The sequence below is a fragment of the Nocardia sp. NBC_01009 genome (genome assembly GCF_045208035.1).
GTDB lineage: Bacteria > Actinomycetota > Actinomycetes > Mycobacteriales > Mycobacteriaceae > Nocardia.
Genome location: NZ_CP108695.1, coordinates 3,720,715 through 3,743,581 on the forward strand (window position 1 = coordinate 3,720,715; position 22,867 = coordinate 3,743,581).

Consider the following 22,867-nt stretch of genomic DNA (forward strand, 5'->3'; position numbering starts at 1 on the left):
GCCCGGGTCATGGCAGTGGCACCGACCAGCTGAGGCGGGTCCCTGGTAGCCGGTCATCCGGATCGTCGGCGCGGTGGATATCGGGCCCGATGGTGAACTGTCCGTCCGACTTCTCGGCCCGCTGCTCCAGACTGCGCAACCCGCTGCGGATCACGTGATTCGGTATGCCCCAACCGTTGTCGGTCACCACGATGGTCAGATCGTCGGCCACACCGATTTCCACCGCGACCAGATCGCCGCCGGAATGCCGCACCGCGTTGCTCACCGCTTCCCGCACCACCGCCTCGGCGTGATCGGCGAGCTCGGCTTCCAACACCGACAGCGGTCCGGTCACCTGAATCGTCGCCCGCAGTTCGGTGTCGGCGGTCTGCTGCCGGATCGCTGCTTCGATCCGCTGCTGCAACCCGGTGCTCTGGCCGCCGCCGTGCAGGTCGAAGATAGAGGTGCGGATCTCTTGGACGACCTCCTGCAGATCGTTGATCACGTTTGCCAGACGCTCGCGCACACCCGGAGCCTCGGCCCGTGGCACCGCGCCCTGCAGGGTGAGCCCGATGGCGAAGAGCCGCTGGATCACGTGGTCGTGCAGGTCGCGCGCGATGCGGTCGCGGTCGGCGAGGATGTCGAGATCGCGCATGCGGCGCTGGGTGTCGGCCAGTTGCATGGCCAGCGCCGCCTGATCGGTGAATGCGGCGGTCAGCTCGACCAATTCGTCCGGGTACGGCGCGGAGCCCGCCGGGCGCACCGTGACCAACGCGCCGAGGGTGGCATCAGGCGTGCACAACGGCAGTATCAGCGCAGGGCCGACATCGGGCAGTGGCGCGCCGAGATCGACCTGCGCGGCATCGTCGAAGCGCAGCGGCGTGCGCCGGGTGAAGGCTTCGCCGAGCGCGGTGCCCTCGGTGTGCACGGTCCATCCGTCGTGGCCCGCACTCGGCCCGGACCACTGCGTGATCGACAACTCGGTGACCTCGCCGAGCCTGCTGTCGGCCCTCGCGGCGCTGGCCAGGAAGGACTGGTGTGAGCCGGTGAGGGTGCGGGCGTGGTCGACCACATGGGCGAGGACCAGATCGGGTTCGGTCCCGGCCAGAAACTCGGTGGCGATGTCTCTGGTCGCCTCGATCCACGCCTGCCGGGTGCGGGCGGATTCGTAGAGCCTGGCGTTATCCACCGCGATGCCCGCCGCGGCAGCCAGCGCCTGGACGAGCACATCGTCATCCTCGGTGAACGGGTGTCCGCCCGCTTTCTCGGTGAGGTACAGGCTGCCGAAGATCTCGTCGCGGATGCGCACGGGGACGCCGAGGAAGGTGTGCATCGGCGGGTGGTGCGGCGGAAACCCCACCGACGCACGATGATTCGACAATTCGTCGAGGCGAAGCGGTCTCGGTTGGTTGAACACGACGCCGAGCACACCGTGCCCGGCGGGCAGCCTGCCGATCCGGTCGCGGGTTTCGTCGTCCATGCCCTCATCGATGAACTGGGTCACCTGCTGGTCGTGGCCGCGCACCGCGAGCGCACCGTAGCGGGCGTCGACGAGGCTGGTTGCCGTGTGCACGATGGTGCTCAGGGTTTCGTCGAGATCGAGTCCGGAGGTGACGGCGAGCATCGCCTCGACGAGACCGTCCATCCGGTCGCGCGAATCGATGATCAACTCGACGCGTTCCCTGACCTCGGAGAGCAGCTCCCGCAGCCGAAGTTGCGACAACGTGTCGCGCACCGAATACGGGCCGCTGCCGTTTTCTTCGGTCATCTCGGCTTCCTGTCCGTGCGGGCGCGTCACAGCGCTTTCGCCAGTCTAGTTGGCCGATCGAGGACTTTCGGCTCTGTTCACCGTGACCTTACGGTGATGAGGTGGGCGCACCGGGAATAGAAAGTAGGGGTGTCCTATGAATTCGTCGGAGCTGGTGAGAGCGTCGGGATTGGTGGGCGAGACCGAGTTGGTCGGTGTGTCGGAGCTCATGGGCGGGCCGAAATCGGTCGGCGGGTCGAAGTTGTTCGGCAGGACCGAGCTGTTGCGTTCGACCGAGCTGTGGGCGACCGCGGCCGACCCGGAACTCGCGGTGACGACGTGTGGTGCGGTGCCCCCAGCGGACGTGACACGCGCGGTGCGGGCGATCGGCCGGGTGTTGCGCCGCCATCACGTCGATTCGGCGGCGCGGGTGCGGGTCACGGTGCCGCCCGATGTCACCGAACCGACGCTGGTACAGGCGAACATCCGTTTCCACGACACGCCGACCCGGGTGCAGGTCACCGGACCGCGCGGGTTCGCCGTCACCTTCGCCGTCGAACGGCTGGACCGGCAGATCGCCCGCCTGGCAACCAGCCAGGCGCGCCCTTTCCCCGATCCGGCTCGTCCACCACTGGCCAGGGTTACCGAGCTGCGCCCGATCGTTCGCAGGAAGCTCTGCGCGCTTTTGACCGGAACCCCGGCCGAGGCGACGGCAGTGCTGGACGCAATGGACTACGACGCCTACCTGTTCACCGATTCGGAAACCGGTGAGGATGCGATCGTGCACTGGGAGGAGTCGCTGGGCGTGCGGCTGTCGCGACAGCACGGGACGGTTGCGCCGCAGGCGGCGGCAGAGGTGGCATTGACGGTGAATTCCCTTCCGCTCACAGTGCATTCGGAACCGGCGCCCGCGCTGAGCGAGGACGAGGCGGCGGCGCGGTTGTGTCGAGGGGGACTGCCGTTCCTGTTCTTCACCGATCCGGATAGCGGCCGTGGCCGACTGCTCTATCGCCGATACGATGGCGACCTCACGATCGTGGTCCCGGCGGGCACCGAGTAGCCGGGTAGGTCTTCGCCTAGCTGTCGCGCAGTTTGGTGGCCAGCACCGCGGCCTGGGTGCGGCGTTCCATGCCGAGTTTGGCCAATAGTCGGGAAACGTAATTCTTGACGGTCTTCTCCGCCAGGAACATTCGCGCCGCGATCTGGCGATTGGTCAACCCTTCGCCGAGCAGTGCGAGCAGTCTGCGTTCTTGTTCGGTGAGTCCGGCGAGCGGTCCGTCGTTCTCGGTGCTGCTGTGCAAGCGCGCTTTGAGCGCGGCGGCCGCGCGGTTATCCAGCAGCGAGCGGCCCGCGCCGACTTCCTTGATGGCCTCGGCCAATTCCATGCCCTTGATGTTCTTGACGACGTATCCGCTGGCGCCGGCGAGAATCGCGTCGAGCATGGCGTGCTCGTCGGTGTAGGAGGTGAGGATCAGGCAGCGCAGGCCCTCGATATCGGCGAGCAGATCGCGGCACAGTTCGATGCCGTTGCCGTCGGGCAGCCGCACGTCGAGCACCGCGACGTCCGGCCGCAGCGCGTGGATGCCGCTCATGGCCTGCGCGACATCGCCCGCCTCACCGATGACCGTGAGCTCGGGGTCGCTGTCCAGTAGGTCGATGAGGCCGCGGCGGACGATCTCGTGGTCGTCGACGAGGAACACCTTGATCACGCCGCCTTCTCCTCCTCGCGGGATTCCCGCGCCCCTGCTCGGCGGGGCATGCGCGCCCCGTTGTGCCACCCGCTCAAGGTAACTCGCCAGGCGCGCGTTGGGGATAGCGGAGCGCAATTCGGCGACACTGAATTTCAGCAATATTCGGCCAACGGCGCAGCTACCCATGAGCGGGGCGCGGACAGCGGATCCGCTGTCTGCCCGCCGCACGGAGCCGAGCATCGGTAGGCTGTAGGTGTGAGCAGCCCCTGGGGGGAAGGTGCGGGTCCGGGTGAGCCCGGGGCGGTCGAGGCAGGCGTCACCCTCGTCGAGGGCTCGACATTCTGTATCAGCGAAACCGGTGGCAGCATAAGCCCGCATCGCCAGGAGGGATTGTTCGTCCGCGACACCAGGGTGCTGTCGCGGTGGCGGCTCACGATCGATGGGGTAATGCCACAGCCGCTCACCGTTCAGTATGCCGACCCCTACAGCGCGACCATCCTGGCCAGGACGGCGCCGAGCCCGGGCCGCGCCGACAGCACGGCGTTGGTGATCGTCGGGCGCCACGTCGGCGACGGCATGCGCGATGACCTGACTGTGCGCAACCTATCCGGCGAACCCGTCCGCTGCGTGGTGGCGCTGGAAGTCGACGCCGACTTCGCGGACCTGTTCGAGGTGAAGGATGGCAGGACCGGTGACGGCGTGGTCACCAGCAGCAGCGCCGTCGATGGAGCGATCGAGATCACCAGGGCCGATCTGCGGGTGGGTGTCACCGTCGCCGCGGCGGGAGCAACCGCGCGCAATCGCGAATTGCGCTGGCAGGTGGACCTTCCCGGGCGTGGCGAATGGACCGCGTGCATCCAGTATCGGCCCGCGCTCGGCGCGGACCCGGTGACGCCGCGGTACGTGTGCGGCAGTTCCGTCTCGCTCAGCGAGCCCGCGCAGCGCTTCCGCGACTGGTATGAGAATTCACCCACCGTGCACACCGACGACGAAACCCTCGCCGCGGTGTTGCAGCGCGCCGTCACCGATCTCGGGGCCTTGCGCATCTTCGATCCCGGCCATCCCCAGCGGGCGGTGGTCGCCGCGGGCGCGCCCTGGTTCATGGCGCTGTTCGGCCGCGACTCGCTGCTCACCTCGTGGATGGTGCTGCCGCTGGATCGCAGGCTCGCCGTCGGCACCCTACAGAGCCTGGCGGGCTTACAGGGCAACGAGATTCGTTCGGCCACTGAGGAACAGCCCGGCCGGATTCCGCACGAGGTGCGGTTCGGGCGGGCGTCGACACTGCTGCTCGGCGGCGACACCGTCTACTACGGCACGGCCGACGCCACGCCGCTGTTCGTCATGCTGCTCGGCGAGCTGCATCGCTGGGGGCTCGATGCCGGGACCCGCGATGAGCTGCTGCCGCACGCCGATCGGGCGCTGGACTGGATCGACGACTACGGCGACGTCGACGGAGACGGTTTCGTCGAATATCAGCGGTCCGCCGAACACGGGCTGGCCAACCAGGGCTGGAAAGACTCGTGGGACGGCGTGAATTTCATCGACGGCACCCTGCCCGCCGCGCCCATCGCGCTTGCCGAGGTGCAGGGGTATGTCTATGCGGCTTACCTGGCACGGGCGGAGCTGGCGCTCGACGCGGGCGACCACGCCACCGCGGATCGACTCCGCACGAAGGCAGGCCGCTTGAAAGCCGCCTTCAACAAGGCATTCTGGCTGCCGGAACACGGCTGGTATGCGATCGGGCTCGATCGGGACAAGCGGCCGATCGATGCGCTGACCTCCAATATCGGACACTGCCTGTGGACCGGGATCGTCGATGACGACAAGGCAGGCCTGGTCGCCGACCGCCTGCTCGCGCCCGAGATGTTCACCGGTTGGGGCATCCGGACGCTGGCAACGACCATGGGTGCATACAATCCGGTCAGCTATCACAACGGCTCGGTATGGCCGCACGACAACGCCATCTGCGCCGCTGGGCTGATGCGTTACGGGTACACCGAGCAGGCGAACCGGGTGATCGATGGAATGCTGGATGCGTCGAGCCGGTTCGGGCATCGGCTTCCCGAGTTGTTCTGTGGCTTCGATCGCACCGAGTTCGCGGCGCCGGTGCCCTATCCGACATCGTGCTCGCCGCAGGCATGGGCGGCCGCGGCGCCGCTGCTGTTTCTGCGCAGTATGTTGCGACTGGAGCCGAGCAGTGGTGGTTCGGCCGGATCGGGCCCGGCCTCGATCGCGCCCGCGGTGCCGGACCGGTATCTGCCGCTGCGGGTCAACGGGCTGCGCGTGGGCTCGGATGTGCTGACGGTCACCGTCGACAAGGATGGCTGGCAGTTGCTCGGACTGTCCGGCGAGCGGCCTCGATCAGGGCGCTGACCTGGGTGGGAACCGGCCCCGGTCCGGCGCTCGGCGAAACTTGTCGGTGGGCGGGCCTAGCATGGCGGCGGGGGCACGTCTGAACACGTCTGAACACGGAGAAGGGACACCTGGTGGCGGAACGCCTCACTGTGCGCGGAGCTCGGGAGCACAATCTGAAGGGGGTCGACCTCGATCTGCCCCGCGACAGTCTCATCGTGTTCACCGGACTGTCGGGCTCGGGCAAATCGAGCCTGGCCTTCGACACGATCTTCGCCGAGGGCCAGCGCCGGTACGTGGAGTCGCTGTCCGCTTACGCTCGCCAGTTCCTCGGGCAGATGGACAAGCCGGATGTCGACTTCATCGAGGGTCTCTCACCCGCGGTGTCCATCGACCAGAAGTCGACCAACCGCAACCCGCGCTCGACCGTCGGCACTATTACCGAGGTCTACGACTACCTGCGCCTGCTCTACGCGCGTGCGGGTACTCCGCACTGCCCGGTATGCGGCGAGCTCATCGCCAAGCAGTCGCCACAACAGATCGTCGACCAGGTGCTCGCCATGGAAGAGGGCATCAAGTTCCAGGTCCTCGCGCCGGTGGTGCGCACCCGCAAGGGCGAATTCGTCGACCTGTTCGATCAGTTGAACACCCAGGGCTACTCCCGGGTTCGGGTCGACGGTGTTGTCTATCCGCTGTCGGATCCGCCGAAGCTGAAGAAGCAGGAGAAGCACGACGTCGAGGTCGTGGTCGACCGGCTCTCGGTCAAGCCGAATTCCAAGCAGCGGCTCACCGATTCGATCGAGACGGCGCTGCGGCTCGCCGACGGCATCGTGGTGCTCGATTTCGTCGATCGCGACGAGCACGCACACGACCGCGAGCGGCGCTTCTCCGAACGCCTGGCCTGCCCCAACGGGCATCCGCTCGATATCGAGGACCTGGAGCCGAGGTCGTTCTCGTTCAACTCGCCCTACGGCGCCTGCCCGGACTGCACCGGTCTCGGCATCCGCAAGGAGGTGGACCCGGATCTGGTGGTGCCGGACCCGGAGTTGAGCCTGGCCGACGGTGCGATCGCGCCGTGGTCGCGCGGCCAGACCGCCGAATACTTCAACAGGCTGCTGTCGGGCCTGGCCGAATCCGTCGGCTTCTCCATGGACACGCCGTGGCAGGACCTGCCGCTCAAGGCGCGCAAGGCGGTGCTGGAGGGCAGCTCGGATCAGGTGCACGTCTCCTACACCAACCGCTACGGCAGAAAGCGTTCGTACTACGCCGATTTCGAGGGCGTGATGCCGTTCCTACAGCGGCGCATGGAGAGCACCGAATCCGAGCAGATGAAAGAGCACTACGACGGGTACATGCGCGATGTGCCGTGCCCGGTCTGCAACGGCGCCCGGCTGCGCCCGGAGATCCTCGCGGTCACCATCGCTGCGGGCGGCGAGCGGAAGTCCATCGCGGATGTCAGCGAGTTGTCCATCGCCGACTGCGCCGACTTCCTGAATTCGCTGACCCTCGGTGAGCGGGAGACCGCGATCGCCGGGCAGGTGCTCAAGGAGGTGCAGGCACGGCTCGGGTTCCTGCTCGATGTCGGGTTGCAGTACCTGTCGCTGTCACGGGCGGCGGCCACGCTCTCCGGCGGTGAGGCGCAGCGCATTCGGCTGGCGACCCAGATCGGTTCCGGCCTCGTCGGTGTGCTCTACGTGCTCGACGAGCCCTCGATCGGACTACACCAGCGCGACAATCGTCGGCTCATCGAAACCCTCACGCGGCTGCGCAATCTCGGCAACACCCTCATCGTGGTCGAACACGACGAGGACACCATCCGTGCCTCGGACTGGGTGGTCGACATCGGTCCGCTGGCGGGCGAACACGGTGGCACGGTGGTGCACAGCGGTCCGTACCAGGAACTGCTCAGCGAGCCGAATTCGCTGACCGGCGCCTACCTTTCGGGCCGGGAGCGGATCGAGGTGCCGCTGGTGCGGCGCCCGGTCAGCAAGAAGCGTCAGCTCACCGTGGTCGGTGCGAACGAGCACAACCTGCGGGGGATCGACGTCAGCTTCCCGCTCGGCGTGCTCACCTCGGTGACCGGGGTGTCGGGCTCCGGCAAGTCCACCCTGGTCAACGACATCATGGCGACCGTGCTCGCGAACAAGCTCAATGGTGCGCGACAGGTGCCGGGCCGGCACACCAGGATCAATGGTCTCGACGAGCTGGACAAACTGGTGCAGGTGGACCAGTCGCCGATCGGCCGCACGCCGCGCTCGAACCCGGCCACCTACACGGGCGTGTTCGACAAGATCAGGACGTTGTTCGCGGCGACCACCGAGGCGAAGGTGCGCGGCTACCAGCCGGGCCGATTCTCCTTCAACGTCAAGGGCGGTCGCTGCGAGGCGTGCTCGGGTGACGGCACGTTGAAGATCGAGATGAACTTCCTGCCGGATGTGTATGTGCCGTGTGAGGTGTGCCACGGGGCGCGCTACAACCGCGAAACCCTCGAGGTCCATTACAAGGGCAAGACCATCGCCGAAGTGCTGGATATGTCCATCGAGGAGGGCGCCGAATTCTTCGAGCCGATCACCTCGATCCACCGCTACCTCAAGACACTGGTGGACGTGGGCCTCGGCTACGTGCGTCTCGGCCAGTCCGCGCCCACCCTGTCCGGCGGTGAGGCACAGCGCGTGAAGCTGGCCGCCGAGCTGCAGAAGCGTTCCACCGGTCGCACCGTCTACATCCTCGACGAGCCGACCACCGGCCTGCACTTCGAAGACATCCGCAAGCTGCTGCTCGTCATCAACGGCCTGGTCGACAAGGGCAATACCGTCATCGTCATCGAACACAACCTGGACGTCATCAAGACCTCGGACTGGGTGATCGACATGGGCCCGGAGGGGGGCTCCGGTGGCGGCACCGTAGTGGCCGAAGGGACTCCGGAAGATGTTGCGGCCGTTACCGACAGCTACACCGGGCAGTTCCTGCAGCACGCGCTGACCGACGCGACGGCGCCGAAGACTCCGGCCAAGAAGGCCGCGAGGAAAGCACCGACCACGGCCGCCGCGGCCAAGGAAGCGTCGAGCAAAGCCGCGCCGGCCAAAACCACGACAACCAAGATCGCCGCCCCGAGCGCCGCTGCCAAACGCGCCTCGCGCAAGGCTGCCGCACTGCGCTGACGATCAGGCAGTCCGAGGACAGTGAAATGCTGGCAACGAGTCTTGCTCCGAGCCACCATTTCACGACCCCCGAACCGGCACCAGTGGCGGACGAGCGAAATCAGCGGTTCGCGACGGTATGGATCAGGTCGGCGAGTTCCTTGTGCTTCGACCACATCGGCCAGTGGCCGGTGGGGAGGTTGATGTATTCGGCGTCGATGCGGGCCAGCTCCGCGAACAGGGGCTCCTCGGCGGCGTCGCGGAGTTGTTTGACCAGGTCGGCGGTAATGCTGTTGCAGATCACCGTCGTCGGAACGGCAAGGCGGGCCGCGGAATCGCTCAATTGCAGTGGGCGCGCCGCGACGCCCGCGGGCTCGGATACCGCACGCTCGCGGAATCGGGCCAGCATCGCGTCGTCCAGGCCGGTGATGCTGGTGCCGTCGGCCTGCAGCTGATCCCAGTCCGGCAACGCGAGTTCGCGGACCGCGTCATCGAGGGCGGAGTTGAGGATGAATCCGTTGGGCAGCGGCGCGGTGTCCACATAGATCGCCCTGCTGAACCGCTCGGTGGCGATATCGGTGGCGAGATACGCGGGCGCGGCGCCGCCCGAATGGCTGACCAGCACCGCCGTTTCCGCCGGCGCGACCGCATCGAGAATCGCCTGCGCCTGCATCTCCAGCGTGGCCTGCAGTCGACCGTCGTCGGCGGGATCGAGCCCGGGCAGGGTCAGCGCGAGCACCTCGTTTCCCCGACCGCGAAGGTCGTCGGCGACTTCGTCCCATGCCCACGCACCGAGCCAGAATCCGGGAATCAGAAGTATGCGTGCCATCCACCGAGCATCGCATGTCACACCCCGTCAATGACAAATCACCGTTATGGCTCGGTGTGCGAGATATCAACCTGGACAGGGTATTTCGCCATTCATTGCCGTCTGCTCAGGTGACTTCGGTCGCTCGGCGCTGCGCGACGGTATGGATGAGATCGGCCAGTTCCTCGGGTCGGGAGTACATCGGCCAGTGGCCGGTCGGCAGTTCGAGGTAGTCGGCACCGATGCGGACTAGCTGCTCGAACATTGTAGGCGCGTCCGCATCACGCATCTGATCGGCGACGGCAGCGGTGAAGCTACAGCGGATCACCGACGAGGCGATGGCAAAGACGTTCGGTGCGGTTGCTGAGCTTCGGCGGCACCGCGGCGATGGTGGCCGGTTCGGAATCCACCCGCTGTATCAGGGGTGTCGCGGCGAACCGAACCACCGAATCAGCGCGTCACGCAGGCGATCCGCGTTGCCGCGTCCGGACTCGTTCGCGACCCAGGCGACGTATCCATCCGGTCGGATCAACAGTGCCGAAGGGGCGTCGGGACCGGTTGCGGCGACGATATCGACCCGGTCGGTCCAGCCGTGCGCGGCGTCGGCGAACTCGGTGCCGGCGGTCAGGTCGAGCAGCACGGGGCGCGCTTTGTGCAGTAGATCGGCGACTCGCCTGCTGCCGTGCGATGTTTCGATGACCAGCTCCGGGACCATTCGTCCGGCGAGGTGGTGGCTGTCGCCCACGTCGTAGCGGACGTCGGATCCGGCGAGTAGATGCGCGAGGTGTGCGATGTTGTCGGGCGATTCGAGCAGTTCGCCGAGCAGCGTGCGTAGCGCGGTGACCTCAGGGCCGGGCGCCATCAAGGTGGTCTGGGCGAGCGACTGCATCATGACACGTTCGCCGACCGGGTAGCGCTCGGTCTGGTAGCTGTCGAGCAGACCGGATGGGGCCCAGCCGTTGATGTGTCCGGCGAGTTTCCAGCCGAGATTGGCCGCGTCCTGAAGTCCGAGATTGAGCCCCGGCCCGCCCATGGCGGAGTGCACATGGGCGGAATCGCCGACCAGGAATACATTCCCGTCGCGGTAGCGGTCGGCCTGGCGGGTGTTCTGACCGTCCATCCTGCGCAGCGCGTGCGGGCCGGCACCGGTGGGCGGTTGGATCGGCAGGTCGACACCGAGGACTCGGCGCGCGCTCGCACGCAGCTCATCCAGCGTCATCGGGGTGTTCTCCTGGACCGGCTCGGTGTCGAACTCCATGGTTGCGATGAGCGGCCTGCCAGGGTCGAGCTCGGCGAAGACGAACCCGCCGCGCTCGAGGCGGTTGTGTCCGGCCGGCAGTCGGCCGAATCCGGGAACCTCCAGGCCACCGTCGGCCGAGCGCAGCTCCGCCGGCAGGCTCACATGCGCCATCCGAGTCAGTGTGGTGGCGAATGTGGTTCCGGGGAAATCGATTCCGGTGCACTTGCGGACAAAGCTCTTGCCGCCGTCGGCCCCGATCAAAAATGCGGTTGTCAGCTCGTAGTGACCCTCGGGGCCGGCCACGCCGACCGTGACGCGGCCGTCCTGTTGAGTCAGCTCGGTCAGTTCATGCCCCCACCTGATGTCCACGCCGAGCCCGAGCGCCCGCTTTTCCAGCAGCCGCACCAGCCTGGGCTGGGGGAGCAGCATCGCGTACATCGGATTGTCTTGCAGCGTGGCAAAGGACATCGGTATGCCGCTGAATCCATATCCGGGAATCGGCTGCGGAGCGCCGGGCGCGCCGCCGAACTCGTGGTACAGGCCGCGCATATCGAGTAGCCGAATCACCTGGCCGACAAGGCCGTTGGCCTTCGGCTCGGCGCTCGGCTCGGTGAGTTTGTCGAGCACGATCGGGCGCACACCGGCCAGGGCGAGCTCACAGGCGAGCATGAGCCCGTTCGGTCCGGCACCGGAAACAACAACGTCGACAGATATTTCGGGCATGACGAATACACCTCTTTGTCACTGATTTTTGTGTGTTGCGGTTCTTGCTGTGCGGCGCGGTCAGCCGTCGACAGCAGGTTCGGGTAGTCCGGCGGCGACCTGTTCGATGGCACGGCGTAGGAGGGTGGTGAGCAGCAGCGGTGGATCGGCGTGTATGTATGTCTCCGTCGCGGCCTGATAGACGCCGCCGAGCACGCCCGCAACCAACCGCGGATAGAGGTCACGCTCGGGATCGGTGCCGGTGCGCTCCGCGATCACCTCGACCCAGTCGTCGAATACGCCTTTGGACACCGCGATTCGGGTCTCCGGCGCATCGAGCAGTTCACGAACCATCGATAGTTGTTCGGTGGTCGGCGGCGCGGCCCCGACACCGTCGGCCTCCAACGGCTCCAACACCGCCGCGCCGATCGCGCTCCAGAGTGGTTCGCCCGCAGGGCGATTCCGCAGCGCGATCAGGCTGCGCTGGATCCGCTCGATCTGCCGATAGGCCAGCGCCTCGTACTTGCCGGTGAAGTAGTTGTTGAAGGTGCGCACCGACACCCCCGCTCGCGCCGCGATGTCGTCGCGCGTCACGTTCCCGAGGCCACGCTCCATCGCCAGCTCGAGCGCGGCGTCGCTCAATGCTTTGCGGGTATCGAGCTTCTTGCGCTCCCGCAGACCGAGTACCTGTTCCTCCGGCATGACATCAGCGTACCGATAAAAGTGCCCGACGGGCAAGATTTCCCGTCGGGCAAAATTATTGAGATTGGATCAGTAAACCGGGCCGGTGTACTTCTCGCCGGGCCCTTTGCCCGGCTCGTCGGGATGTGCAGAGGATTCCCGGAAGGCGCGCTGCAAAGACTGCAGGCCGTCGCGGTAGGGGCCGGCGTGCGGGCCGAAGTACTCGACGGAGGAGGTGACCAGGCCGGCGAGGGCAGTGATCAGACGGCGGGCCTCGTCCAGATCGCGGTGCGGGCTGGTGTCCGGGTCTGCGTCGCCGAGCCCGAGTTTCTCCGCCGCCGCACTCATCAGCATCATCGCGGCGCGGCTGATCACCTCGACCGCCGGGATGTCGGCCAGTTCGCGGACGGTGGTGTCGGGCTGTTCAGTCATGGGATCAGGCTAGCGAGGCTGTCCGCAGCAGTCGGAGCTGGCCGATCTCGGCGGCGTTCTTCATCAGTTCGGCGTTGACCCAGCCGGCCGGGTGTGCGGTTGTCAGCGCCGCGTCGGCAGGCCATGGATACGCAGAGGGCTTGTCCAAGTCGCCCTCGGTGAGCCTGCTCAGTGCGCCGAGCCAGTCCGTGCGCAGGTCGCGTAGCCACGACAATGGCCTGGTCACTGACGGAACTCCACGTCGACGCGCTGCGGCCCGATGACTGGACACGGACAAGTGATCAACGGGGCGATTCGGCGATAGCGAGCGGGAATGTTAGACTTCTCGCCGACGACCGCCCTCGGCTTGCCTTGGGCTGATAAGTGGAGCCCGACTCCCACCGTTGCCGACGAGTAATCGTACAGGTCAAACGGTCCGGTCACCCGCCCTTCCAGGGCGGGTTTCTTGTGCAGGGATGCTGTGCGCGGAGAGTGATTCGCCGCGGAGGAGCTGATGAGCACAGGGGTCGACGCGAGCGCCGTTGGCGCGCGATGTCGGTGGCCGGTCGACTCGGGCCCCGTTGCGGAGAAATACCGCACCGGGGCTTTTGCGTTGAACAAGGGGTTGCATTTATTGCACGCGGTTGTCAGACGACATCGCTTGACCTAGGAGGCCCCATCAGCACTGAGACCCGCATCAACGATCGCATCCGTGTTCCCGAGGTTCGACTCATCGGACCCGGCGGTGAACAGGTTGGGATCGTGCGTGTTGAAGATGCACTACGCGTCGCCCTCGAGGCCGATCTTGATCTGGTCGAGGTGGCTCCGGACGCTCGTCCACCGGTCTGCAAGATCATGGACTACGGCAAGTTCAAGTACGAGACGGCGCAGAAGGCGCGCGAGTCTCGGAAGAACCAGGTGCAGACCGTCATCAAGGAGCAGAAGCTCCGCCCCAAGATCGACGACCACGACTACGAGACCAAGAAGCGCAACGTTGTTCGCTTCCTCGAGGCCGGTTCCAAGGTCAAGGTGACGATCATGTTCCGTGGTCGTGAGCAGTCGCGCCCCGAGCTGGGCTTCCGACTGCTGCAGCGGTTGGCCTCCGACGTCGCCGAGCTCGGTTTCGTCGAGACTTCCGCCAAGCAGGACGGTCGCAATATGACCATGGTCCTCGCGCCCCACAAGGGTGCGAAGACGCGTGTGAAGGCGCAGGAAGAGTCGGCGGCCCGGTCGCAGCCTGCCCCGCGCCCCGCTGCGCCTGCCGCAGACACGCAAGCCGCTCCTGCAGCGGCGGCCCCCGCGGCACCGGCCGAGTCGGCCGAGTCGCAGTAACAACGATCAGCACCGGCGGTCCGCGCAGGACCGCCGGTACGACACAGATAGAGGAATCCATGCCGAAGATGAAGAGCCACAGCGGCGCGTCGAAGCGGTTCAAGGTGAGCGGTCGCGGCAAGCTGCTGCGCCAGCAGGCCAACCGTCGCCACCTGCTCGAGCACAAGTCCACTCGTCGGACTCGTCGTCTGGATGGCACGGAGTCCGTCGCGTCCGTTGACGTCCCCCGCGTCAAGCGGCTGCTCGGTCTCTGAGACCAGCAGCATCCGCGATCCGGATTCCGGACGCCGACCACCGACCAACTCCGGGGCGCAACGCAGACGCCCCCTAGATCGACAAAGGACTGACCCATGGCACGCGTCAAAAGGGCCGTCAACGCTCAGAAGAAGCGTCGTTCCATCCTCGAGGCCTCCAAGGGCTACCGCGGACAGCGCTCGCGCCTGTACCGCAAGGCCAAGGAACAGCAGCTGCACTCGCTCACCTATGCCTACCGGGACCGCCGGGCGCGCAAGGGTGACTTCCGCAAGCTGTGGATCGCCCGCATCAACGCCGCGGCGCGCCTCAACGACATCACCTACAACCGCTTCATCCAGGGCCTGAAGGCTGCCGGTGTCGAGGTCGACCGCAAGATCCTCGCCGAGCTTGCCGTCTCCGACGCCGAGGCGTTCGCCGGCTTGGTCGCGGTGGCCAAGGCCGCCCTCCCGCAGGACGTCAACGCCCCGGCTGCCTGAGCTCGGGTTACGTGACAGACCTTTCGGAACGACCCGCGGATGCGCTCTCCGAGCGCAATCCGCGGGTCGTTTCCGCTGTCAAGCTCCATCGCACCGCGAACCGTCGCAAGACCGGTCAGTTCCTCGCCGAGGGCGCCAATTCGGTTGCGGCGGCCCTTGATACGGGGCGGGTACAGGAGCTTTTCTATTCGGCGGGCGCCGCGGCGCGCGAGCACGAACTGGTGGCCGGTGCCGCGGGCAGTGGCGTGCGAACCACGCTGGTGAGCGACCGGGCCGCGCAACTGCTCGGTGAAACCGTCACCGCGCCAGGGCTCGTCGCAGTGTGCGAGCTGATCGATGTGCCGCTCGCCGAGGTGCTCGCCGCGAATCCCCTGATGCTGGCGGTGCCGGTCGAGATCGCCGAACCGGGCAACGCGGGCACGCTGATCCGGGTTGCCGACGCGGTCGGCGCCCAGGGTGTGGTGCTGGCGGGGGAGACCGTCGACCCGCACAACGGCAAATGCGTGCGCGCCAGCGCGGGCAGCCTGTTCCACGTGCCCATCGCACGGTGTCGGGATATCGCCGAGACCTTGGATGCGATTGCGGCGGCAGGTATTACGATTCTGGCCACCGCGGCCGACGGTGAGGTCGACCTGGACGACGCCGACGCTCTGCTCGCCGGTCCGGTCGCCTGGCTGTTCGGCAATGAGGCGCACGGACTCGATCCCGCGGTCGCGGCCCGGGCCGATCACCGGGTGCGCATCCCCATCCACGGTCGCGCGGAGAGCCTGAACCTCGCTGCCGCCGCGTCCATCTGCCTGTACGCGAGTGCACGCGTGCAGCACGCGAAGTAGAGCTCCCGCCGCCCGAGTGTTGTTGTGTCGCGCTGTGAAGTGGCCTAATGCCCTTCGGTGGACAGGTTTTCGAGGATTTCCTCGGCCCAGTCGGCCGGGATGGCGTCGGGTCCCGCGACCTGCATGGCACTCATCACGGTCAGCAGCATCCCGGTGGCGATGAAGCGGCGGGCCTCGGTCAGTGGCGCGCCGGTGAGCTCGCGCACCAGCGCGAAGATCTGGCCGAACCGCGCGCGTACCTCGTCGCCGATCACCGGGTCGGAGCTCGATGCGATGCCGTGCATGAACACCTGCAGGAGTTCTCGCTCGGCCAGGAAGACGTTGTAGCCGCGGCCGAGCTGGCGTAATGCCTCCGTGGGGGGTGCATCGCGATCGGTGCGTTCGTCGTCGGCCGCGCGAAAGGCCTTTTCGATGCGATCGCAGACCCGGTGCAGTGCGGCCAGGAACAGGTGTTGCTTGGTGCCGAACAGTCGGATCACGTAGGGCTGAGAGACGCCGGCGAGCCGGGCGATTTCGTCGGTCTTGGTGCCCGCGTAGCCGCCCTCGGCAAAGGCGGTAATGGCGGCATTCAGTACTTCTTCGCTCCGTTGCGCGGCGGTCAGCCTGGTGCCGGTCGTCATGTCGTCCTCCTTGGCGTCCCCGTCGATGGTTTGTCTACCAAATCCGACCGCCCCTTGACATGTTATCAGTCGATGCATACTTTTGATCGAGTTAGTTATCAGTCGATTACAACAAGGGCTGGACATGAACGAGATTCTTGAAGTCGCCGATCCGTCGGCACCCGTCGCGGCGCCGGGGAGTCCAGGCCGCGCCCGACCTCTCGCCGCAGTATTGGCCGCCGTCGGCATCCCGATGTTCATGGTCACGCTGGACAACCTCGTGGTGACCAATGCGCTGCCGGTAATCCGCACCGAGCTCGGCGCCTCGCTCGGCGACTTGCAATGGTTCGTCAACGCCTACACCCTCGCCTTCGCCTCGCTGCTGCTCACGGCGACAGCGATCGGTGACCGGCTCGGCCGCCGCCGCGTATTCCTGTCCGGAATCGCGCTCTTCACCGTCGCCTCCGCGGCCTGCGCACTGGCCGCCGATCCGTGGATGTTGATCGCCGCCAGGGCAATTCAAGGGTTCGGCGCTGCCGCGGTGATGCCGTTGTCGTTGACGCTGCTGTCCTCGGCGGTACCCGAGAAGATGCGCAGCGCCGCGATCGGCATCTGGGGCGGCATTTCCGGCCTCGGCGTCGCTCTCGGTCCGCTCATCGGCGGTGCTGTGGTGGAGGGTCTGAGCTGGCAGTGGATCTTCTGGATCAACGTGCCCATCGGCGTGTTGGTGGTGCCCTTCGCGGCGCGGGTGCTGGCCGAGTCCTACGGCGGCAAGCGGCGGTTGGATCCGCTCGGGCTCGCGCTGTCGGCGAGCGGCGTGCTCGCGGTGGTGTGGGGTGTGGTGCACGGCGCCGACGACGGCTGGACCTCCACTGGTGTGCTGTCCGCGCTGCTCGGTGGCGCGGTGCTGCTCGGCTGCCTGATCGCCTGGGAGCTGAAGACTCCGGACCCGATGCTGCCGTTGCGGTTGTTCCGGTCCCGCGCCTTCCGGGTGAGCAACACGACGGTGTTCACCTTCTCGGTCGGTGTCTTCGGTTCGATCTTCCTGCTGGCGCAGTATTTCCAGGTCGTGCAGGGCTATGGCCCGTTGCAATCGGGCATTCGCACCATGCCGTGGACGCTGGCACCGATGGTGGTCGCGCCACTCGCGGGCCTGATCGTCGATCGGGTCGGCGCCCGCACACTGCTCGCCACGGGGCAGGCCGCGCTGGCTGTCGCGCTGGCCTGGATGGCGGCGATCTCCACTGTCGACGCGAGCTACGGATCGTTTATCGGGCCGTTCCTGCTCGGCGGCATCGGTATGGGCCTGACCTTTGCACCCGGCGCAACGGTCGTGATGGCCAGCGCAGCACCCGAGGATCGGGCGATGGCCTCCGGCACCAACAACACCATTCGCGAGGTGGGTGTCGCGATGGGTGTCGCAGTGCTGGCGTCGGTATTCGCCTCACATGGCTCCTACCTGAGCCCGCAGAGTTTCGTCGACGGCATGGTGCCCGCGGTGTGGGTCGGGGCAGGCATTGTCGCGGTCGGCGCGGTGGTTGCGTGGCTGCTGCCCGGGAAGATCACTCAGGTTCGCTGAGCGGTATGGGTGTGCCCCCTGCTCCGGTCCCTGATCGGAGCAGGGGGCACAGCTGTTCGTATGCCCTGGCTGCCATCGCACCGGACGCAGCACGTCATCGCGGTATTCCGGCGGCGGCCGCCACCGGCCTCGGTGCTGGTCCGGTCGATGTGGCATCGCCGCGTTCGCCTCCGCGGCCTGCGAAGTCGGCCGCTAGCACACGCCCGGCAAGCGGGGGAGCGGTAATCCGGGTGAATCGGCCATGCCGGATCGAATACGATTCGACCAGCAGCAATGTGGGTAGGCAATCATGCGGACCCTCGAACCGATCCCCAGGGGAGAGTCGAACGATCGTGGCCGACGACAACGACGCAGCAGTCGAGCAGAGCGCGGCGCTCACCGAGGAGGCACTGGCCGCCGCCGCGGCGGCGGCCGAGAAGGCGTTTGCCGCTGCCGCCGACCTCGATGCGCTCGCCGTCGCGAAAACCGAGCATCTCGGCGGCAAAGCGCCGCTCGCCCTCGCGCAGCGTGCGCTGGGCGGCCTGCCGAAGGCCGAGAAGGCCGACGCGGGCAAACGGGTCAATATCGCGCGGGCGCGGGTCTCCGAGGCGTTCGAAGCGCGACGTGTGGTGCTGCTGGCCGAGCGTGATGCCGCGGTGCTCGTCGCGGAGGCGATCGACGTCACGTTGCCCGCGCGCAGGCAGCAGGTCGGCGCGCGCCACCCGATCACCGTCATCTCCGAGCAGATCGCCGATGTGTTCGTCGCGATGGGCTGGGAGGTTGCCGAAGGCCCGGAGGTCGAGACCGAGCACTTCAACTTCGACGCGCTGAACTTCCTCCCGGACCACCCCGCGCGCACGATGCAGGACACCTTCCATATCGCGCCGGAGGGTTCGCGGCAGGTGCTGCGCACGCACACTTCGCCGGTGCAGGTGCGTTCGATGCTGGAGCGCGAGGTGCCGATCTATGTCGTGTGCCCGGGCCGCACGTTCCGCACCGATGAACTCGACGCCACCCACACTCCGGTGTTCTCCCAGGTGGAGGGGCTGGCCGTGGACAAGGGCCTGACCATGGCGCACCTGCGCGGCACTCTGGACGCGTTCGCGCGGGCCCTGTTCGGGCCCGAGACCCGAACCCGCATGCGCCCCAACTACTTCCCGTTCACCGAGCCGTCGGCCGAGGTCGACGTGTGGTTCCCGGACAAGAAGGGCGGCGCGGGCTGGGTCGAATGGGGCGGCTGCGGCATGGTGAACCCGAAGGTACTGATCGCCAGCGGGATCGACCCCGAGGTGTACAGCGGGTTCGCGTTCGGTATGGGCCTGGAGCGGACGCTGCAGTTCCGCAACGGCATTCCGGACATGCGGGACATCGTCGAGGGTGACGTGCGTTTCACGCTGCCCTTCGGTATCCGGTCCTGAGCTGGGCGATTCAAGAACTTCCTTCGATCGAGAGAGCGAAACGTCAAGTGCGAGTAGCGCAGTCCTGGCTGACGGAAATCATCCGGCGGACCACCCCCGAGTGGTCGGTGACGCCGGAGGAGCTCGACGCAGGGTTCGTCCGTGTCGGGCTGGAGGTCGAAGAGGTCGACAAGCTCGAGCGGGTGACCGGTGATATCGAGAAGCCGCTCGTAGTCGGCCGGGTCGCCGAGATCACCGAGCTGACCGAGTTCAAGAAGCCGATCCGGTTCTGCAAAGTCGATGTCGGCAATCCTGATCTGCAGGAGATCGTCTGCGGCGCAACCAATTTCGCCGTCGGTGATCTGGTCGTCGTGGTGCTGCCCGGCGCGGTGCTGCCCGGCGGTTTCGCCATTGCCTCTCGCAAGACCTACGGGCATATCTCCAACGGCATGATCTGCTCGGTGGCCGAACTCGGTATCGGCAAGGACCATTCGGGCATCCTGGTGCTCGAGCCGGGCACCGCCGAGCCCGGGACCGACGCCAACGAGCTGCTCGGCCTCGACGACACCATCATCGAGCTGAACATCACTCCGGATCGCGGCTACTGCTTCTCGGTACGCGGTCTCGCTCGCGAACTGACGTGTGGTTACGACCTCGAATACGCCGACCCCGCCGTGCGGACCTTGCCCGACGACGAGCAGGACGCCTGGCCGGTTCGGCTCGAACCGGACTCGAAGTGCACGCGTTTCGCGGTCCGCCGAGTCACCGGCATCGACCCGAACGCGGTGAGCCCCTGGTGGTTGCAGCGAAGGCTGCTGCTGGCCGGCGTGCGCCCGATCTCGCCCGCTGTCGACGTCACCAACTACGTCATGCTCGAACTCGGCCAGCCGCTGCATGCCTTCGACGCGGCCAAGCTCACCGGCGGCCTGGTGGTGCGCACCGCCAACACCGGCGAGACACTGCGCACCCTCGACGAGACCGAGCGCGTGCTCGATGCCGAGGATGTGGTGATCGCCGACGATTCGGGCGTCATCTCCTTGGCGGGCGTCATGGGCGGTGCGACAACGGAAGTCGGCGCCGCGTCGACCGATATCGTGCTCGAGGCCGCCACCTGGAATCCGTTGCTCGTCTACCGCACCTCGCGGCGCCACAAGCTCTCCTCGGAGGCGGGTAAGCGCTACGAGCGGGTCGTCGATCCCGAGATCAATGTCATCGCGTTGGATCGCGCCGCCACGCTGCTTGCCGAAATCGCCGGTGGCACTGTCGAATCCGTGCTCACCGATGTTCGAGTGCCGGTGCCGGCCGCCGACCCGATCCGGATGGATATCGATCTGGCCGATCGCGTCGCGGGCGTCACCTACCCGACCGGTACCTCGGCGCGGCGCCTGGCCCAGATCGGCGCGAAGGTGGATGTCGGCGTCAGCGAGGCCGGGCACGGCCAGTTGGTCGTCACCCCGCCGAGCTGGCGGCCCGACCTGACCCAGCCCGCCGACCTGGTGGAGGAGGTGCTGCGGCTGGAGGGGCTCGAGCAGATCCCCTCGGTGATCCCGACCGCACCCGCCGGACGCGGACTCACCCCGACCCAGCGTCGCCGTCGCGGGGTGAGCAGGGCGCTTGCCTTCGCCGGTTGTGTGGAGGTGCCGCCGCCGGTATTCCTGCCGCCGGGTGTGTTCGACACCTGGGGCCTGGACGCCGACGACCCGCGCCGCGCCACCACCCGGGTGCTGAACCCGCTCGATGCGGAGCGTCCCGAACTGGCGACCACACTGCTGCCCGGCCTGCTGGAAGTTGCCGCCCGCAACATCTCGCGCGGTGCGCGTGACCTTGCGGTCTACGGCATCGCCCAGGTGGTGCTGACCGGCCCGAACGTCGCGCCGATCGCAGCGCTGCCGGTAGACCGCCGCCCGACCGACGAGCAGATCGCGGAACTGATCGGCTCGCTGCCCGCGCAGCCGGTGCATGTGGCCGCCGTGCTCACCGGTCGCCGCGACCCGCGCGGTCCGTGGGGCCCCGGTCGTGCGGTGGAGGCCGCCGACGCCTTCGCCCTCGCCGACGCCGTCGCCGACGCGGCGGGCGTGACCATCGAACGCAAGGCCGCCGCGCACCTGCCGTGGCATCCCGGGCGTTGCGCCGAACTGCTCGTCGACGGCGAGATCGTCGGCCACGCGGGTGAACTGCACCCCGCCGTGCTGGAACGCGCAGGCCTGCCGCCGCGCACCTGCGCCGTCGAACTCGACCTCGACGCATTGCCGCTGCGCGAATCCCGCCCGGTACCGGTGGTTTCCCCGTTCCCTGCCGTCTTGCAGGACGTATCGGTGAGTGTCGAGAAGGTGGTGGCCGCCGCATCGGTGGAATCGGCACTGCGTTCCGGCGGTGGCGAATTGCTCGAAGACATCGCCCTTTTCGATGTCTACGAGGGTGCCCAAGCCGGCGAGGGCCGCAAGTCTCTGACCTACGCTCTGCGCTTCCGCGCCACCGACCGCACCCTCACCGAGGACGAGGCCAGCGCCGCCCGCGACGCTGCGGTCGCGGCCGCGGCGGATGCCGTCGGCGCGGTCCTGCGCGCCTGACTGTTCCGACGTCGAGACCGCGCGGTCATTGTGGCCGCGCGGTCTCGACGTGTTCAGTTTTACGATCGGTGAGCTCGGCGAATTCGTCATCGTCGTGCGGCTGCCTCGCGATCCGCGGATTTTGTTGCAGGCGAGCCAGTTTCCCGAATATCGCGATCGAACTGTGCAGCGGCGTCATCGGGCCCGCCGTGCGGGCGCGCGGCCCGAAGCCGGTCATCAACGAGGCCCGAGCGCAGCGCCATGTGGGCAGCGAGTAAGAAGGGCTGCATGCGGCATCCTGCGAGCCCTATCCTGCACGCGCTGACCTACCTGCCCCAACGGGAGATCGCGCAGACTCCGGCCGTTCTGGGGCTGGAGTACGCCGAGCTGTCCATCGCGACCGCTGACGGGGAGAAGCTGCACGGCTGGTGGGTGCCTGCTCGCCGGTCGATCGGGCATGTGCTGTTCGCGCATGGGAACGCCGGCAATATCGGCGACCGGGTGCCGATATTCGCGCTGCTCACGGAGGCTGGTTTCGATGTGCTCGCGTTCGACTACCGGGGTTACGGGCGCAGCACCGGGCGGCCCACGGAGCATGGGACCTACCTCGATTCCCGCGCGGCGCGGCGCGTTCTGTTCGAGCAGCCGGGTGTCGACGCCGATCGGCTGCTGTATCTGGGGAAGTCGCTCGGCGGCGCGGTCATGCTCGAGCTGTCGACCGTGCATCCACCCGCCGGGCTGATCCTGATGTCTACCTTCACCGGCATCCGTGATGCGGCAAGGTCGGTGTACCCGTTCCTGCCTCGGCCGTTGGTCCCCGACGCCTACCCGAGTCTGCGGCGGATATCTACGCTGTGCGCGCCCGTGCTGCTCATGCACGGTGACCAGGACGAACTGCTACCGCTGCGCCACGCCGAGCGGCTGTATGCCGCGGCCCCGGAACCGAAGCGGCTGCTGGTAGTGCCGGGTGCCGGGCACAATGACCTCATCATGCAGTGCGGCTGGGACTGGGCGGGCACCATTCGCGACTGGGCCGGTGCCGCAGGCATAGTCTCGACGTAGCGTTCGATGACTTCCCGTGGTGGCGAAATCGAAGGTGATTGGGCCCCAGTATTTT

At 67.2% G+C, this 22,867-nt stretch carries 20 protein-coding genes; 11 read left to right on the forward strand and 9 right to left on the reverse strand.

The window, feature by feature from the left end; all coding sequences use genetic code 11:
* Positions 1–7 precede the first annotated feature (7 nt).
* Positions 8–1,747, reverse strand: coding sequence for a GAF domain-containing protein (locus OHA42_RS16655; protein ID WP_406238131.1), 1,740 nt, complete (start codon positions 1,745–1,747; stop codon positions 8–10).
* A 136-nt stretch (positions 1,748–1,883) separates the two neighbouring features.
* Here OHA42_RS16655 and OHA42_RS16660 point away from each other — a divergent pair, with 136 nt between their 5' ends.
* Positions 1,884–2,786 carry a sigma 54 modulation/S30EA ribosomal C-terminal domain-containing protein gene (locus tag OHA42_RS16660; RefSeq protein ID WP_406238133.1) on the forward strand — a complete coding sequence of 301 codons (903 nt, stop codon included), beginning with the start codon at positions 1,884–1,886 and terminating at the stop codon, positions 2,784–2,786.
* A 16-nt stretch (positions 2,787–2,802) separates the two neighbouring features.
* Here the strand turns inward: OHA42_RS16660 and OHA42_RS16665 are convergent, their stop codons facing one another.
* Positions 2,803–3,435 (reverse strand): response regulator, encoded by a 633-nt coding sequence (locus OHA42_RS16665; RefSeq protein WP_406239411.1) that lies wholly within the window; start codon positions 3,433–3,435, stop codon positions 2,803–2,805.
* 237 nt (positions 3,436–3,672) lie between these two features.
* Here OHA42_RS16665 and OHA42_RS16670 point away from each other — a divergent pair, with 237 nt between their 5' ends.
* Together OHA42_RS16670 and uvrA are read left to right on the forward strand one after the other, a co-directional pair.
* Positions 3,673–5,790 (forward strand): glycogen debranching N-terminal domain-containing protein, encoded by a 2,118-nt coding sequence (locus tag OHA42_RS16670; RefSeq protein WP_406238135.1) that lies wholly within the window; start codon positions 3,673–3,675, stop codon positions 5,788–5,790.
* 113 nt (positions 5,791–5,903) lie between these two features.
* Complete coding sequence (gene uvrA, locus OHA42_RS16675; RefSeq protein ID WP_406238137.1) at positions 5,904–8,930, forward strand: excinuclease ABC subunit UvrA; 3,027 nt, start codon at positions 5,904–5,906, stop codon at positions 8,928–8,930.
* 100 nt (positions 8,931–9,030) lie between these two features.
* Here the strand turns inward: uvrA and OHA42_RS16680 are convergent, their stop codons facing one another.
* The 6 genes from OHA42_RS16680 to OHA42_RS16705 all read right to left on the reverse strand — a co-directional run bounded on the left by OHA42_RS16680 (position 9,031) and on the right by OHA42_RS16705 (position 12,998).
* The gene (locus tag OHA42_RS16680; protein ID WP_406238139.1) at positions 9,031–9,738 is read right to left on the reverse strand and encodes an alpha/beta fold hydrolase; all 708 of its coding nucleotides are present in this window, start codon (positions 9,736–9,738) and stop codon (positions 9,031–9,033) included.
* Between the two features lie 106 nt (positions 9,739–9,844).
* Positions 9,845–9,982, reverse strand: coding sequence for a hypothetical protein (locus OHA42_RS16685; RefSeq protein ID WP_406238141.1), 138 nt, complete (start codon positions 9,980–9,982; stop codon positions 9,845–9,847).
* Between the two features lie 153 nt (positions 9,983–10,135).
* Positions 10,136–11,680: an FAD-dependent monooxygenase gene (locus OHA42_RS16690; protein WP_406238143.1), complete on the reverse strand. Its 1,545-nt coding sequence runs from the start codon at positions 11,678–11,680 to the stop codon at positions 10,136–10,138.
* Between the two features lie 60 nt (positions 11,681–11,740).
* The gene (locus OHA42_RS16695; RefSeq protein WP_406238145.1) at positions 11,741–12,361 is read right to left on the reverse strand and encodes a TetR/AcrR family transcriptional regulator; all 621 of its coding nucleotides are present in this window, start codon (positions 12,359–12,361) and stop codon (positions 11,741–11,743) included.
* A 69-nt stretch (positions 12,362–12,430) separates the two neighbouring features.
* Positions 12,431–12,772: a recombinase RecA gene (locus OHA42_RS16700; protein WP_328411700.1), complete on the reverse strand. Its 342-nt coding sequence runs from the start codon at positions 12,770–12,772 to the stop codon at positions 12,431–12,433.
* A gap of 4 nt (positions 12,773–12,776) precedes the next feature.
* On the reverse strand, positions 12,777–12,998 hold the full coding sequence (locus tag OHA42_RS16705) for a hypothetical protein (protein WP_406238147.1): 222 nt from the start codon (positions 12,996–12,998) through the stop codon (positions 12,777–12,779).
* 344 nt (positions 12,999–13,342) lie between these two features.
* On the opposite strand from OHA42_RS16705, the gene infC reads away from it, so the two are divergent.
* From infC to OHA42_RS16725, 4 genes are all read left to right on the forward strand, one after another.
* Positions 13,343–14,083: a translation initiation factor IF-3 gene (infC, locus tag OHA42_RS16710; RefSeq protein ID WP_406239412.1), complete on the forward strand. Its 741-nt coding sequence runs from the start codon at positions 13,343–13,345 to the stop codon at positions 14,081–14,083.
* Between the two features lie 59 nt (positions 14,084–14,142).
* Positions 14,143–14,337: a 50S ribosomal protein L35 gene (gene rpmI, locus OHA42_RS16715; RefSeq protein WP_328411703.1), complete on the forward strand. Its 195-nt coding sequence runs from the start codon at positions 14,143–14,145 to the stop codon at positions 14,335–14,337.
* A gap of 96 nt (positions 14,338–14,433) precedes the next feature.
* Entirely contained in the window at positions 14,434–14,814 is a 381-nt protein-coding gene (gene rplT / locus OHA42_RS16720) for a 50S ribosomal protein L20 (RefSeq protein WP_014983432.1), read from the forward strand.
* Between the two features lie 11 nt (positions 14,815–14,825).
* Positions 14,826–15,647 carry a TrmH family RNA methyltransferase gene (locus tag OHA42_RS16725; protein WP_406238150.1) on the forward strand — a complete coding sequence of 274 codons (822 nt, stop codon included), beginning with the start codon at positions 14,826–14,828 and terminating at the stop codon, positions 15,645–15,647.
* Between the two features lie 44 nt (positions 15,648–15,691).
* Here OHA42_RS16725 and OHA42_RS16730 read toward each other — a convergent pair whose 3' ends face one another.
* Positions 15,692–16,267 (reverse strand): TetR/AcrR family transcriptional regulator, encoded by a 576-nt coding sequence (locus tag OHA42_RS16730; protein ID WP_406238152.1) that lies wholly within the window; start codon positions 16,265–16,267, stop codon positions 15,692–15,694.
* Between the two features lie 124 nt (positions 16,268–16,391).
* On the opposite strand from OHA42_RS16730, the gene OHA42_RS16735 reads away from it, so the two are divergent.
* The 4 genes from OHA42_RS16735 to OHA42_RS16750 all read left to right on the forward strand — a co-directional run bounded on the left by OHA42_RS16735 (position 16,392) and on the right by OHA42_RS16750 (position 22,812).
* Positions 16,392–17,825 carry an MFS transporter gene (locus tag OHA42_RS16735; protein ID WP_406238154.1) on the forward strand — a complete coding sequence of 478 codons (1,434 nt, stop codon included), beginning with the start codon at positions 16,392–16,394 and terminating at the stop codon, positions 17,823–17,825.
* A gap of 332 nt (positions 17,826–18,157) precedes the next feature.
* Positions 18,158–19,222, forward strand: coding sequence for a phenylalanine--tRNA ligase subunit alpha (pheS, locus tag OHA42_RS16740; protein ID WP_406238156.1), 1,065 nt, complete (start codon positions 18,158–18,160; stop codon positions 19,220–19,222).
* Between the two features lie 47 nt (positions 19,223–19,269).
* Positions 19,270–21,771, forward strand: a complete 2,502-nt coding sequence (pheT, locus tag OHA42_RS16745; protein WP_406238158.1) for a phenylalanine--tRNA ligase subunit beta — start codon at positions 19,270–19,272, stop codon at positions 21,769–21,771.
* A gap of 267 nt (positions 21,772–22,038) precedes the next feature.
* The gene (locus OHA42_RS16750) at positions 22,039–22,812 is read left to right on the forward strand and encodes an alpha/beta hydrolase (protein WP_406238160.1); all 774 of its coding nucleotides are present in this window, start codon (positions 22,039–22,041) and stop codon (positions 22,810–22,812) included.
* Positions 22,813–22,867: the final 55 nt, after the last annotated feature.